The sequence below is a fragment of the Thiocapsa imhoffii genome, assembly GCF_016583985.1.
Taxonomy (GTDB): domain Bacteria; phylum Pseudomonadota; class Gammaproteobacteria; order Chromatiales; family Chromatiaceae; genus Thiocapsa; species Thiocapsa imhoffii.
The window spans coordinates 49,515-63,460 of record NZ_NRSD01000025.1 but is presented as its reverse complement, the minus strand read 5'-3'; the positions used below and the strand labels follow the sequence as shown (position 1 = coordinate 63,460).

Annotated in this window: 9 protein-coding genes and 1 pseudogene; 6 read left to right on the top strand and 4 right to left on the bottom strand. The window is 62.4% G+C overall.

Annotated features, from left to right (window positions below):
- Together CKO25_RS17690 and CKO25_RS17685 are read left to right on the top strand one after the other, a co-directional pair.
- Window positions 1–246 (top strand): annotated as a pseudogene (locus CKO25_RS17690) (ATP-binding protein); the annotation flags it as partial.
- Between the two features lie 352 nt (window positions 247–598).
- Window positions 599–2,434, top strand: a complete 1,836-nt coding sequence (locus tag CKO25_RS17685; protein ID WP_200389275.1) for an SLC13 family permease — start codon at window positions 599–601, stop codon at window positions 2,432–2,434.
- 60 nt (window positions 2,435–2,494) lie between these two features.
- Here CKO25_RS17685 and gltS read toward each other — a convergent pair whose 3' ends face one another.
- Window positions 2,495–3,733, bottom strand: coding sequence for a sodium/glutamate symporter (gene gltS / locus CKO25_RS17680; protein WP_200389274.1), 1,239 nt, complete (start codon window positions 3,731–3,733; stop codon window positions 2,495–2,497).
- A 284-nt stretch (window positions 3,734–4,017) separates the two neighbouring features.
- Between gltS and CKO25_RS17675 the strand changes: the two genes are divergently transcribed.
- Window positions 4,018–4,731, top strand: a complete 714-nt coding sequence (locus CKO25_RS17675; protein WP_242467708.1) for an LbetaH domain-containing protein — start codon at window positions 4,018–4,020, stop codon at window positions 4,729–4,731.
- A gap of 252 nt (window positions 4,732–4,983) precedes the next feature.
- Window positions 4,984–5,460 (top strand): Hsp20 family protein, encoded by a 477-nt coding sequence (locus CKO25_RS17670; protein ID WP_200389272.1) that lies wholly within the window; start codon window positions 4,984–4,986, stop codon window positions 5,458–5,460.
- A 279-nt stretch (window positions 5,461–5,739) separates the two neighbouring features.
- Here the strand turns inward: CKO25_RS17670 and CKO25_RS17665 are convergent, their stop codons facing one another.
- On the bottom strand, window positions 5,740–6,063 hold the full coding sequence (locus CKO25_RS17665; protein WP_200389271.1) for a P-II family nitrogen regulator: 324 nt from the start codon (window positions 6,061–6,063) through the stop codon (window positions 5,740–5,742).
- A gap of 76 nt (window positions 6,064–6,139) precedes the next feature.
- A complete protein-coding gene (locus tag CKO25_RS17660) occupies window positions 6,140–7,150 on the bottom strand; it encodes a sodium-dependent bicarbonate transport family permease (protein WP_200389270.1) in 1,011 nt (336 codons plus the stop codon).
- A 704-nt stretch (window positions 7,151–7,854) separates the two neighbouring features.
- Between CKO25_RS17660 and CKO25_RS17655 the strand changes: the two genes are divergently transcribed.
- Complete coding sequence (locus CKO25_RS17655) at window positions 7,855–8,424, top strand: Uma2 family endonuclease (RefSeq protein WP_338115167.1); 570 nt, start codon at window positions 7,855–7,857, stop codon at window positions 8,422–8,424.
- 102 nt (window positions 8,425–8,526) lie between these two features.
- Window positions 8,527–10,977, top strand: coding sequence for a thioredoxin domain-containing protein (locus tag CKO25_RS17650; RefSeq protein WP_200389269.1), 2,451 nt, complete (start codon window positions 8,527–8,529; stop codon window positions 10,975–10,977).
- Between the two features lie 269 nt (window positions 10,978–11,246).
- Here CKO25_RS17650 and CKO25_RS17645 read toward each other — a convergent pair whose 3' ends face one another.
- A complete protein-coding gene (locus CKO25_RS17645; protein WP_200389268.1) occupies window positions 11,247–13,943 on the bottom strand; it encodes a type IA DNA topoisomerase in 2,697 nt (898 codons plus the stop codon).
- Window positions 13,944–13,946: the final 3 nt, after the last annotated feature.

Below are 13,946 nucleotides of genomic sequence, written 5' to 3'. Positions count from 1 at the left end.
GATCTGTGTTTGCGTTATGGCGCGGTGACCTTGGGGATGGAGCTGAAGGTCTGGCGTGACCACGAGGCCGATCCGCTGGTCGAGGGTCTGGTGCAACTGGACGGCTATCTGGCCGGTCTGGGGCTCGGCAGCGGCTGGCTGGTGATCTTCGATCGCCGTTCCAATCAACCATCGATCGCCGAACGGACCGCGTGTCAGACCGCGACCAGTCCGCAGGGCCGAGCGATCGCCGTGATCCGGGCCTGAGCCCCGAGTGGAGGGCGGGATGCCTGCGACCCGGGAACGGAGCTGACCGCATACCTTCGGTCCGCGGCACCGAAGCCCACCCGCCTCCGGTATGATCGGGTGCTCGCCAGCCTTGTGAACAGAGACCCACCGCCAGGCTGTTTCCTCACCAAAAGTGGAACCGTCAACACTGCGTATGATGGCTGGTCGGTTCATATCGGATCCATCGCCTTCGATACGCGTGCCCCAGAGCGTGCGAGTTCCAAAGGTGTTTCCGCTAGGATAGACGCTTTTCGGATCGGGGCATGGGTCCCCGGGCGGAAACCCATCGCGCCGGGCTGGTCACGGGTCGTCGCGCCACGGAGGAAACGGCATGTCGCAAGACCTTCTGATTGTCCTTCTCATGCTCGGCGCCGCGATCCTAATGTTCGCGCTCAACAAGCCGCGGGTGGATGCCGTGGCCTTGATCATGATGGTGTCGTTGCCTTTCACGGGGGTGATCTCGATCCAGGAGGCGCTCGCCGGTTTCAGCAATCCGAACATCGTCCTGATCGCGGCCATGTTCGTGATCGGCGAGGCGTTGGCCCGCACCGGGGTCGCACGCGGGATCGGCGACTGGTTGGCCAATCAAGGGGGCAATAGTGCCTGGCGGCTCCTGATGTTGTTGATGCTCTCGGTGGGTTTTCTGGGCTCGGTCATGAGTTCAACCGGGGTCGTCGCGATCTTCATCCCCGTGGTGCTGCGGATCGCGAGCCGGCGCCGCATCCCGGCGAGCCAACTCATGATGCCGATGGCCTATGCGGCACTCATCAGCGGCATGATGACCTTGGTCGCCACTTCGCCCAATCTAGTGATCAACTACGAGCTTGTGCGCACCGGCGAGGATGGGTTCAATTTCTTCTCCTTTACGCCCTTCGGGGTACCGATCCTGCTGATGGCGACCCTCTATATGCTGGCCACGCAGCGCTGGCTGCGCCCAAAGACACCCGATGCGCCGACGGCCCGGATGCGCCCGAAGCTGATGCAGTGGGTCGAGCGTTATCGGCTCGCCGATCGCGAGTATCGGGTGCGGGTACGACCCGACTCGCCCTTACTCGGTAAAACACTGGGCGAGCTGGATCTACCGACAAAGATCGGTGTGCGGATCATCCTCATCGAACGCGGTCTCGGCCGTGCGCTTCAATTGCTCCCGCGCACGCCGCAAACCGTGCTGCAGGCGCACGACATCCTCCTGATCGACGTCGATCTGGAAGAAAACCGGATCGATGTCAACGAGTTCTGCGAGCGCTATGGGGTCGAAATCCTGCCGCGCACGGGCCGCTATTTCGTCGACCGATCGCAGGACATCGGCATGGTGGAGATCATGATCGCCGACGAGTCGCGCTTTACCGGCAAAACCATCGCGGAGTCAGAGCTGATGGTCTCCTCCGAGCTGACCGTGGTCGGAATGCGGCGCGGACCGGAGGCGCATGCACCGCACGGTCTGCGCGCCGAGACCCTAAGGATCGGCGATACCCTGCTCCTGGTCGGCCCCTGGAAAACGATTCGCCGGCTGCAGGACGAAACACGAGACATCATTGTGATCAATCTTCCCAAGGAGTTCGACGAGTACCTGCCGGCAGCCAAGCGCGCGCCCTATGCGGTCTTCACACTCGTGGTGGTGGTTGCCTTGATGGCGAGCGGTCTGGTCCCGAATGTTCAGGCCGCCCTGATCGGCTGTCTCATGATGGGGCTATTTCGCTGCATCGATCTAGACAAGGCGTACCGCTCCATCCAGCTCAGGAGTATCGTCATGATCGTGGGCATGATGCCGTTCGCGCTCGCCTTGGACCGGACCGGCGGGGTCGAGATTGCGGCGAACGCCTTGGTCGCCTGGATCGGCGGAGCCGGACCCCATGTCGTGCTCGGCGTTTTGTTCGCCATCACGGTGCTGCTGGGCCTCTTCATCGTGAATACGGCCAATGCCGTCCTGATGATTCCGGTTGCCCTCGCCGTCGCCGATGCCTTGGGCGCATCCCCCTACCCCTTTGCCATGATCATTGCACTCGCGGCATCAAGCGCCTTCATGACCCCCATCTCGCCCATCAACACCTTGGTCGCGACCGCGGGCAACTACACATTTGTTGATTTCATTCGCATTGGCCTGCCTCTGACACTCTTGGTCATGCTCATGAGCGTGTTTCTGGTGCCTTGGCTGCTTCCGCTCTAGTTAACCGATTGAGAAGCCCCGGAGGGATCGACCGATCCCTCCGGGGCGAACTCGGCCTGCTTACCCCGCAAAAGTCCGCAGGAAGAACGGAATCACCATCGCATTGGTCAGGTCGATAAAGAAAGCCGAGACCAATGGCACGATGATAAACGCCTGATGCGAAGGACCGAAACGTTGTGTGACCGCGGCCATGTTCGCCATGGCCGTCGGCGTCGAGCCGAGTGTCACTCCGCCGAACCCAGCCGAGATGACCGCCGCATCGTAGTTCTTGCCCATCAACGGGAACAGGACAAAGATGGTGACGGTCACTGCCAGGACGAACTGAGCCGCCAGAATGGTAAAAATGGGGCCGGCCAGATCGATCAAGGTCCAGAGTTGCATGCTCATCAGGGACATGGCCAGGAAGGCGCCAAGGGAGATATCGGCAATCAGCGCAACCGCGGGGGTACGGGTTGGCCAGGTCACCCCGCTCCACTTGGAGAAATTCTTGGGTATGAGGTTGGTGATCAAAATGCCCGCGAAGAGGCAGGTCACGAAGAGCGGCAGCATAAGCCCAGCCTCCGCTATCGCCTTGTTCAGGGCGTAGCCGATGATGATGCAGATGTGGATGGCGAGCACGGCGCCAAGGAAGTCCATGTGGTCAACACCAGCCTTGCGTTGCTTTTCGGTCAGTCCAACATCTTGAATCTCTTCGACCGCCTGGGGTGCTGGCGTCAGCTTGTGGCGCGTAATCAAGAACTTCGCGATGGGACCGCCCATGATGCTGGCGAGGATCAGGCCGAAGGTCGCACTGGCAATGCCGATCTCCATGGCATTGCTGATGCCGTAATTCTCGGCGATCGAAGGTGCCCACGCGATCGTCGTGCCGTGCCCACCGATTAGGGACATGCTGCCCCCGACCACGCCAACCGCCGCCGAGAGATCGAAGAGCGAGGCCACCCCGATCCCGGTGAGATTCTGCGCGAACATGAAGGCGATCGTGATGGCAAGCAGGATCAGGAGCGGGCGACCACCGGCCAGTAGATCACGCGCGCTCGCATTGATGCCGATGGTGGTGAAGAAGTAGACCAAAAGGATGTCGCGTGCACGGAGCTCAAACTCAACCGCGTGCCCAGAGGCAAAATAGAAGAGTCCAAAAAGAACCGAGAAGAGCAATCCGCCGGTCACCGGCTCAGGGATGCTGAATTCGCGCAGAAAGCCGATTCGATCGTTCAGTAGTTTGCCGACGAACAACACCAGGATGCCAATCGTCACGGCAAGAAATGAATCGATCCGGATAACGCCCTCCAACAATTCCATAATCGAACCTCATAATGGATGAGAGAAGTGCGCGTATATCAGCGCGGGGTCGTGTCAATCGTCGATTGCGTACAGATGTTTTGAGGTCTGAGCGAGGCCGATCTCGTCGGCTTTCCCTGTGCTTCGCTCGTGCGGCGGCTGAGGACTCGCTCACTCGGACGCGTTTTTCAGGATACCTGCTTGTTCGCACTCGATCCATTGAGTAAGGTGCCCCTTCGGTGGATGCCACGCTTGGCAGCCTCGCCATCACCATTCTTATGAGGCATCGGGCTATGATGAGACAGATGAAGAGATGTGCATTCATGCTCACGGTCGCGCTCGTCCTGAGCGTGCAGCCAACCATCGCCGATGAGCCGGTGTTTGAATGGGCAATCGCACCTGCCGGTGTGGACCTGGAGCCGGGAACCGTGATTCCCGAAGGAATGGTCCTCCCGCCCGGGACCATTCTCCCTGGTGGCGCCATTTTGCCCCAGCCTCCGACGGCGATGCCGCCGATGGAGTCGGATATGGCGAGCCCACCCCTGTTTGATCCACCGGGCCCGCCGCCTGGTTCGACTGTCTCATCGCCACCAACCGAGGATCCAGCCCCGATCGTTGCACCTGCACCGCACCGCTCCCCGGTTGTGGAGGTGATGCCACAGACTGGATCATCGACTCGGTTCACCGCTAAATCCACAAGCGGGGTACCGCATCTCAGTGGGGGGATCGGCGCCTCGGAACGCGAGCAAATGGAAGCGGTGAAGTCACAATACAATCTGAGGCTACTGTTCGCGGTCGCGGGCTCAGGCGCCTATCTCTCGAACATTCGAGTCGAAATTGATGACGCGACCGGACCGAACCTGCTCACGACCGTGACCGTGGGACCCTGGTTCTATGCCAGTCTCAGCCCGGGTGACTATGAGCTGCGTGTGACGCACGCCGGGCAGTCTCAAACACGGACGATCAGGATCCCATCGACTGGAGCCGTCAACGAGGCATTTTACTGGCCGGCTCAGTGATCCCCCTCATCGAGTCGACTGATGGCTTCAGATTGGCCGTCACGCTGACGTCAGCACTCAGGCCAGCGCGAAACGCGAAAAAGGATACGGATCCGCGCCGGGTCTCAAAAAAAAATTAGCACTCCCCTTGACAGAGTGCTAACCATGCCTTACTTTACATAACATCAGCGGTCGCCCTGCTGGGGAACGCTGACAACGGTGGTTCGCAAGAACGCCAACTCGTTATTCATATTGCTCATTGGAGGATATGTCATGACCAACATCGACTTCTCGCCACTGCTCCGCTCCATGATCGGCGTCGATCGCCTCACCTCCGCCCTGGAGACGGCGGCCCGCAGCGAGCCGAGCGGCTACCCGCCCTACAACATCGAGACCGCGGACGAGAATCGCTACCGCCTCACCCTGGCCGTGGCCGGCTTCACCGAGGCCGAGCTGGAGCTCGAGGTGAAGGATAGCCAGCTCACCATCACCGGTCAGCGCCGTGAGTCCGAGGGCGAGGTGCGCTATCTGCATCGTGGGATTGCGCAGCGCGGTTTCACCCGTCAGTTCCAGCTCGCCGATCACATGGTGGTCGTGGGTGCGAAGCTCGACCACGGGTTGCTGCACATCGACCTGGTGCGCGAGGTGCCCGAGGCAATGAAGCCCCGCCGCATCGCGATCCGCACCGATTCGGGTCAAGCAGCGATCGAGCATGAGGAGGCCCCGGCAGAGGTCTGGCAAGCCGCCTGATTCAGCACGATCTAACGTCTGATGCGGTAATGATCGGCCGGGTGTTCGCACCCGGCCGATTGCGTTTGGACAACCACCCGCTCCTGGTGGAGCCGTCTTACATGCGGCTTCATCACCGGCATCACCTTCATCAGTGAATTGGCCGGAGACGGGAGCAAACGCCGAAGCCATCCATTCCTAACATCATTTGGATCGAGCAGCATGAGGTCCGATTTCATCTGCGCGGTGATCTCGAGCTCCGCTGACCTCCACGGACAGACAGAATCGTAGATTAGCGAGTCAGATATCCATCGGGCGCTCGAACTTCTCATGACCCATGACCAAGACGTCGGTCACATACACGGTTAGGTGGTAACCCTTTCGATTCAGTATCTCGAGATCATCCAGCAACCCGGATACCCGCTCCGGAGGGAGGATGAGCTTCAGCATCAGGTTGGTGTCGGCATCCAGGTTGCCGGACTGGAGTCCATCCGAACCGGCACCACGGGCGCGCACCAGAGTGTAGCCGCTCGCGCCGCGGTTGCGCACCGTGGCGATCAAGCGATCCTCGAGCACATCGGAGGCGATGACGGTGACGAGCTTTTGCGGAACGAGTTGGTGCATCTAGTTTCAGCTCCTCGAGCGCGCGCTTTGAAAGGATGATCGGCCGCACGGCGGTGGTCGAGCCCCTCGCCGTCGCTTAGGTCCAGCCGGCCAACAGCACGGCGAGATGGTGATAGATTGGGATCCCAAAGACGACATTGAAGGGAAAAGTCACACCCAGCGACAGCGTGAGATAGAGAGAGGGATTGGCCTCGGGGATCGCAAGGCGCATCGCCGGCGGGACCGCGATGTAGGAGGCGCTCGCACCGAGCACGGCGACCAAGGTCGTACCGCCCACGCTGAAGCCGAGCATGAAGTGGCCGACGAGCAGCCCGATCACGCCCCCAATGAGTGGCATCACCACCCCGAACCCACCCAGGATCAGACCGACCCGGCGGAAGTCACCGAACCGGCGTCCAGCCTCCAGGCCCATCTCAAGCAGGAACAGGCAGAGCATCCCCATGAAGATGTCGGCGGTGAAGGGATCAAGCGCCTCCAGCGCGTTCGGGTTGGCGATCGCACCGATCAGCATCGAGCCAACCAGGAGTACGACGCTTCCATTCGTGAAGGCCTCGCGCAAGATCTCGCCGAGCCCCCCATTTCCTGGTTCACCTTCATCGGCAGGCCGTAACGAGCCACCTGCAACGGCCCGACGCCGGGTCCAACTGGCAAGCAAGAGACCAACCACGATCGCTGGCGACTCCATGACCGCGAGCATGATCAGTGGGTAACGCTCATATTCAACGCCCTGGGTACCCAGAAAGGCAATGGCGGTCAGAAAGGTGCCGGCACTGACTGATCCGTAATGCGCAGCGATGGCGGCGGCATCGAGAGGCGCGACGCGCCGGGTCGCGATCAGCAATGCATAACCGATGACCGGGAGCAGGAGCCCGAGCACGAGTGCCCAGATGACCGCAACGAGAGCCTCCCCAAGGTTCGCATTCGCGAGTTCCATGCCGCCGTGCAATCCGATCGAGACCAGCAGGTAGATCGAGAGGATCTTTGCAAGGTCAGGCGGAAAGCGCAGATCGGACTTGATCAGACGAGCGAAGAACCCGAGTGCAAAGAAGAGTACTGCCGGGATCAACAGATTGGAGAACGCTGACATCGGACCTCCAGGTCCTCAACGATGGCTTGAGCAAGCGGGTTCGGAACGGCAGGATTTCGCTCGCCTATCAGCGTTGTAAACCGATGTGCCGCAAATTCATACCGCCGGACTGCCCGGGAACCGATCGTCCCGTCCCGCCAAGTCTGGGCGGCAGTTTAACACCTCATTTCTAACGCCTCATATTTCATTGCCCGAAACTGAAGTCGGGCGGTTGCTCCAGCAGCCGGGTCCGTGTCGGCGCCGGCATTGCGCACTCGCAGACGCCCGAGAGCTGCATGCCGTCCTTCAACTCCAGCAGCAGATGAAACAGCTTCAGGCCGAGGAGCAGGGTCTCGTCGCCGCCATCCGGTTAGCGGTAGGCAGGTTGCAGCCGAAGTTGGAGTTGGTCTCGTCGTCCTCGATCGAGTGATGCACTCGGTCTGTGCCGAGCCGCAGGGCCCGGCCTTTGAACCGCTGCGTGCTAAGCTGGATACTGTTTCTAAACCGGGCCCACAATGAAATGCGTCCTTTTTATTTTGTGTCGGGATCAAGGATTGCATCAACCTTGTTTGGAGACGCGGTTTAAAATTTATTATTTTTTAATACTTTATACTGCGCCAACTCCGACGGTTGTCGGAGCTGGCACGGCCCATTTCATCCAACAAACGACGCATACCGCAACGGGCGCGGCTTAAAACCATCACCCACTGACTTGCGAGCAAGAGATGATGGAAGCACAACGATTTTTCACCATCGACGACCTGCTGACCTGGCCCGGCGACGAGCGCGTCGAGCTAATTGATGGCGAGATCGTGCAGCGGCCGATGAGTCGTTTCGAGCATGGCCAGGCACAGACCGCGCTGATCGGCCAGGCATTCCCGCTTGTCATGCAACGGCAGCCCGGCGGTTGGTGGATCGTCCCCGAGATCAGTGTCCGTTACAACGAACACCACTGTCCCAGCCACGACCTGGCCGGCTGGCGCAAGGAGCGGCTGCCGGAGCGCCCATCCGGCGTCATGACCCTGCTTCCGGACTGGGTCTGCGAGATCCTCTCCCCGGGCCACGAGCGCAAGGACACGGTCACGCACTTCCTGCGCCTGCAGCGCGCCGGGGTTCTCTTCTATTGGATTGTCTCACCCGAGGACCGGGCGCTGATCGCCTATGCCCTGGATGCCGGCGGATACCGTACCGTGTTCACGGCCGAAGGCCCGGACGAGACGTCGGCCAAGGTACGCATCCCACCGTTCGAAGCGATCGAGATCGACTTAAACCTCCTGTTCGGCGACCTGGAATGAAGAGCAGCGACCAGGATCCGTCGGAATCCATCCCGTTGCGCGTCGTCGAGGCCGAGCTGTCGCTGGCCGAGGTCTACGATAAGATGGAGCTGTCGAGGTAGTATGAACCGCCGACGCGTCGCTCTTTGCCTGCTGCTCTGTCTGACCATCGCGCAGGGCGGCGGCGTCGGTGCCGAGGACCGCGACGACGCGCAGGCGGCAGCTGACGTCTCGCCAACCGACCCGCCCGAGCTGCAATACCGTCTGGCGGCGGCGCTCGCGGCCATGGGACCGGATTACCGCCCGCGCACCGAGCACCTGCTCCCCGATGGCCGGCCTCGCTACACCAACCGCCTGATCCTGGAAGAGTCGCCCTACCTGCTCCAGCATGCGCACAATCCGGTCGACTGGTATGCCTGGGGGCCGGAGGCGTTCGAGCACGCCCGCCGCGAGAACAAGCCGGTGTTCCTCTCCATCGGTTACTCGACCTGCCACTGGTGTCATGTGATGGAGCGCGAGAGCTTCGAGGACAGCGCCATCGCGGAGCTGCTGAACACCCATTTCGTGGCGATCAAGGTCGATCGGGAAGTCCGCCCCGATATCGATCATCTGTATCAGAATGCGGTGCGGCTGCTCACCGGCAGCGGCGGTTGGCCCCTGTCGAACATCCTCACGCCACAGGGCGAAACCATCGTCGCCGGAACCTACTTTCCCCCAGACGATTTCAGCGCGCTGCTGGAACAGGTCAAGACCCTGTGGCAAGAGCAGCCAGAACAGCTCCGCATCCGGGTCTCCGAGATCGCCGCGGCCCTCGCCGACAAGCTTGCCATTGACGCACAAGCCGCTGAGCTCGGAGATGGGATCGTCGATCAGGCCGTCACAAATCTGCTCGAGCAGCATGACGAGCTGCAGGGCGGGTTCGGCAACGCCCCGAAGTTTCCGCATCAGCCGCGGCTCGCGCTGTTGCTCGATCACGCGCTGCGCCGCGACGATCACGCCGCGCTGACGGCGGCCGTCTTCACCTTGCAGAGCATGGCGCGCGGCGGAATTCATGATCAAGTTGGCGGCGGCTTTCATCGCTACGCGATCGATAACGACTGGCTGGTGCCCCACTTCGAGAAGATGCTCTACGACCAGGCGCAGCTCGCGCGCCTGTACCTGGCCGGCTGGCGTCTGACTGGCGACCCCGAACTGGCACGCGTAGCCCGGCGCACGCTGGATTTCGTGCTGCGTGATCTGACCTCCCCGGCGGGCGGCTTCTACTCCGCCACCGATGCCGACAGCGAGGGCGAGGAAGGTCTGTTCTTCCTCTGGACACCGGACGAGCTGAGGTCCGTGCTCTCGCCCGTGGACGCGGAACTCGTCATCGCCCTCTACGGGGTGACCGAAGCGGGTAACTTCGAGGGGCGAAACATCCTGCATCTACCGATTGCGCCGGAGTCGTTTGCCGCCGCCCACGGCCTGTCCCCGATCGAGCTGTGGCAGCGCCTAGACGCCATCAATGAGCGCCTCTATCGGCACCGCGAGGGGCGCCCGCATCCGCATCGCGACGAGAAGATCCTCACCGCCTGGAACGGCATGATGATCATCGCACTCGCCGAGGCCACCGAGACCTTGCACGAGCCCCGTTACCTGAGCGCTGCTGAACGCGCCGCGGAGCTACTCTGGACAGAGCAGCGTCCGGCACCGGGTCGGATCAACCGCGTTTATCTCAACGGACGCACGGCACAACCGGGACTGCTCGAAGACTACGCCTTTCTCGGGCAGGCCATGATTGCGCTCTATGACGTCACCGGTGAGCAACGCTGGTTAACGCGGGCCCGCGAGATGGCCGATGCGCTGTGGGAGCGCTTTACCGATGAGAACACCGGCGCTCTGTTCATGGGCGAGGCTACCGCAGAGATACCACTGATTGCACGCCCGCAGGACATCACCGATGGGGTCATGCCGTCCGCCACCTCAGCGACCCTGCAACTGCTCGCGACGCTGACCCGGCGCACCGATGAGTTGGAGTACGAGCGGCGCGCGAACTCCCTGTTGGCGAGCACATCAAGCCGGGTCGCACAGGTGCCGAGCACGTTCCCATCGTTGCTGACGGCGCTGAATCTGATGCGCCACGGCGATACCGGACAGGTGCAATACGCGGCACGAGGGGCCGTGCGCGCCGTTACCCGCATCAGCGCCCGAAACAGCGACCAGAGCAGCCCCGGTGACGACGCTGGCGCGAACCTGGTGATCGATCTGACCCTGCGATCGGGCTGGCACATCAATGCCCATCGACCGCTGCAGGATGCACTCATTGGAACGACCCTGCGCATGCCCGGAGACCGCATGGACTGGCGGATGGCCGCACCCACCTATCCGCCCCCGGAGCTCCTCCGACTCGGCTTCCAACGTGAGCCGCTCGCGGTCTATCAGGGCCGGGTTCGGATCGACGCGACGCTTCAGCCAACCTCAAAGCACCGGGCTGCGGGCGCCTGGCTACCCTTCGAGCTGCGTCTGCAGGCCTGCAGCGACGCCATCTGCCTCGCCCCGGAGACGCTGGTCCTACAGGTTCCGATGCCTACCCGATGAGATTGCTGCTGTTCAACAGGTCGCCGATCGGATGATCGGTCACCGCGATGCGTTCTGCTCGCAAGCTACCTCAAACAGCGCGATGCACTGGAGCCGATCCCGACGGACGAGCTGGTAACGGTCATCGACGTTTGTCCGCCGCAGGAGTTTGCCCAAGGGCATCTGGTGGGTACACTGAACGTCCCGCTTGATCAGTTGGAGAGCCGACTGGCGACGGGCCGGATGACCAGTTGACCGGGGCTGAGAGCCCATCGGCGTCATGGCAATGCTCAAGGCGCGTCAGAAGCATCCTCGGTCGAATCGACCACGACCAGATACCCGCTATCGAGCCACAGTCGCAAGGGACCCTTCGCACCCCCATAAGTGGCAATCAGCCGAGTCCTCCCGTGCTCAATCAGCTCGCGGATGTCGGCCTCCTCCAGTTCCAGACCCTTGTAGGTTTTCCAGACCACGAAGTCGCAGCCCTCACGAAATCGGTTGCAACCGAAACCGCGTCGGCCTTCGATGATCTTGCCTTGGCCGCATTTCGGGCAAACGGGGGGTTGGTCGCGAATGGAGGGGGGCGGCGCACGGCGGCCTTTCGCTTGCTCCGGTGTGACCGAGGCCATCGATCTGCCACGACGAGATCCAGTAGCCTTGCGAGCCCCCTGCCCGCCCTCACTGGTTGACTCCGCCGACCCGGCATCGGTTGGCGTGGCCTCGAAATCGAAGACCACTTTCCCGGCTGCATCCAGTCGCAGCCCGGCGGCGAAGGGCTTACCCGCCTTCGAGGTGAAGCCCTCCAGACGCGGCAGGTGACCCTGCGCAATCAGTCGGCTGACCTGATCTTGCGTCAGCGTCAAACCGGCGACCCGCTTCCAGATGGTAAAGCCGCAGCCCTCGCGATAGCGGCTGCATCCGTAGGCGCGAGCGTTCTCGGTCACCTCACCCTCGTGACAGATCGGACAGGCGCCGAGACTGGCTGCCTGGGATGCGTTCGATTCTGCCGCGTCGCTGACCCGGCTCGTCCGCCTGGCCTTGCGCGTGCCCCCTGCCCTCCCGGTTGTCCCGCCCTTTCGCACCGGGCGCTCGGCGCGCTCGACCACCACCTGCTCGGGCGACATCGCCGGGCCTTGAGCGATCCGCGGCACCAGCTCGCGCAGGAAGGCGACGATCTCGCGATCGAAGACCTCGACCGGCAGCTCGCCATGCTCGATGTCTTTCAGCCTTTGCTCCCACCCGGCCGTCAGCTCCGGGCTGCGCAGCGCCGGGGCGACCAGACCGATCAGGGCGATCCCTTTCGTGGTCGCGAGCAACTGCTTGCGCCGGCGTTCGACATAACGGGTGCGGATCAGTTTTTCGATGATCTCGGCGCGCGTGGCCGGTGTGCCCAGACCAGATTGCTTCATCGCGGCCGCGAGGGCATCATCCTCAATCTCGCGACCGGCGTTCTTCATAGCAGCCAGGAGGGTCGAATCATCATAGTGACGTGGCGGTTGTGTCTCCTTTTCCTGCACCTCCAGGCTGTCGACGGCCAGCTCCTGTCCCTGCACTAGGGGCGGCAGGACGCCTGAATCGCTGGTCGCATCGGCGGTATCGCCCTGATCGGGCTCGGGAGCTGCGGCGGTTTCCGGCTCGCCTTGGCGCTGCGCACGTCCCGCGGCTTCCGCCCGCTTCCAGCCGGGCTCAAGCACCACCGCGCCACGCGCGAGGAAGGTCGCATCCCCAATCGTGATCTCCACGCGCGTCTCCTCGATGCGCTGGTCGGGCAGAAATACGGCGACGAAGCGCGTGACCACCAAGTCGTAGATCTTCCTTAGCGCTGGCGGCAGATCGAGAGAGGGGGTCTTGCCGGTCGGCAGGATGGCATGATGGTCCGTCAGCTTCGTGCGGTCCACGTACGCCTTGCCCAGCCGGTGACCGCCCTGGAGCCGGTCCAACGCCTCGGCGGCGAGCGGATGTTGCAGACCCTTCAAGATACCCGGCAGCTCGGGCAGCATGTCCTCGGCGATGTGGCGGCTCTCGGTGCGCGGATAGCTGATGAGCTTGTGGGTCTCGTAGAGCGCCTGGGCGTGCTCCAACACCTGCGCTGCGGTAAAACCAAACCGCCGATTGGCATCGCGCTGCAGATTGGTGAGGTCGTAGAGTGGCGGTGGGCGGACGGTGCGGATCTTCTTCTCGACCTTCGCGACCCGCCCCGTGCGATGGGAGCTCAGCTCGCGGTGCAGCCGTTCGGCCTCCTCCTTCTTCTCGATGCGGGTCTCGCCGTCGTGGAGATAACGGGCGTCGAAGCGCGCCGCATCCGATGTGCGCAGATGCGCGACCAACTCGTAGAACAATGCTTTGGTGAAGCTCGCGATCGCCTGATCGCGAGCAACGATCATCGCCAGGGTTGGGGTCTGCACCCGTCCGATCGTGCACAGCACCCGATTGTGTAGCGTGTAGGCACGGGTCAGGTTCATACCGATCAGCCAATCGGCCTGGGCACGGGCACGCGCCGCATCGGCGAGATGATCGTAGGCGCGGCCCGGGCGCAGCGCGCGAAAGCCCTCGCGAATCGCCTCGTCGGTCAGGCTGGAGATCCAGAGTCGGTCGAACGGCTTGTTGCAACGGGCGTGTTGGTAGATGAGTCGAAAGATGTGCTCACCCTCACGGCCAGCGTCCGTCGCGCAGACCACACGTTCGGTATCGGGCGCCGTGATCAGCGCCTTGACGACCTTAAACTGACTGGCGGTCTGCTGCGTCGTTTTGAGCTTCCAGGCGTCCGGAATCATCGGTAGTTGACCGAGGACCCACCGCCCTGCCCAATTCACGCCCGCAACCGCGCCGTACTCATCGGGCTCGGCATAATGGACCAGGTGCCCAATCGCCCACGTCACCCGATAGCCATTGCCTTCCAAGAACCCGTCAGCCTTACGACGCGCTCCCAGTACCCGAGCCAAGTCGCGCGCGACACTCGGTTTCTCTGCAACGACGGTAATGGCCATCCG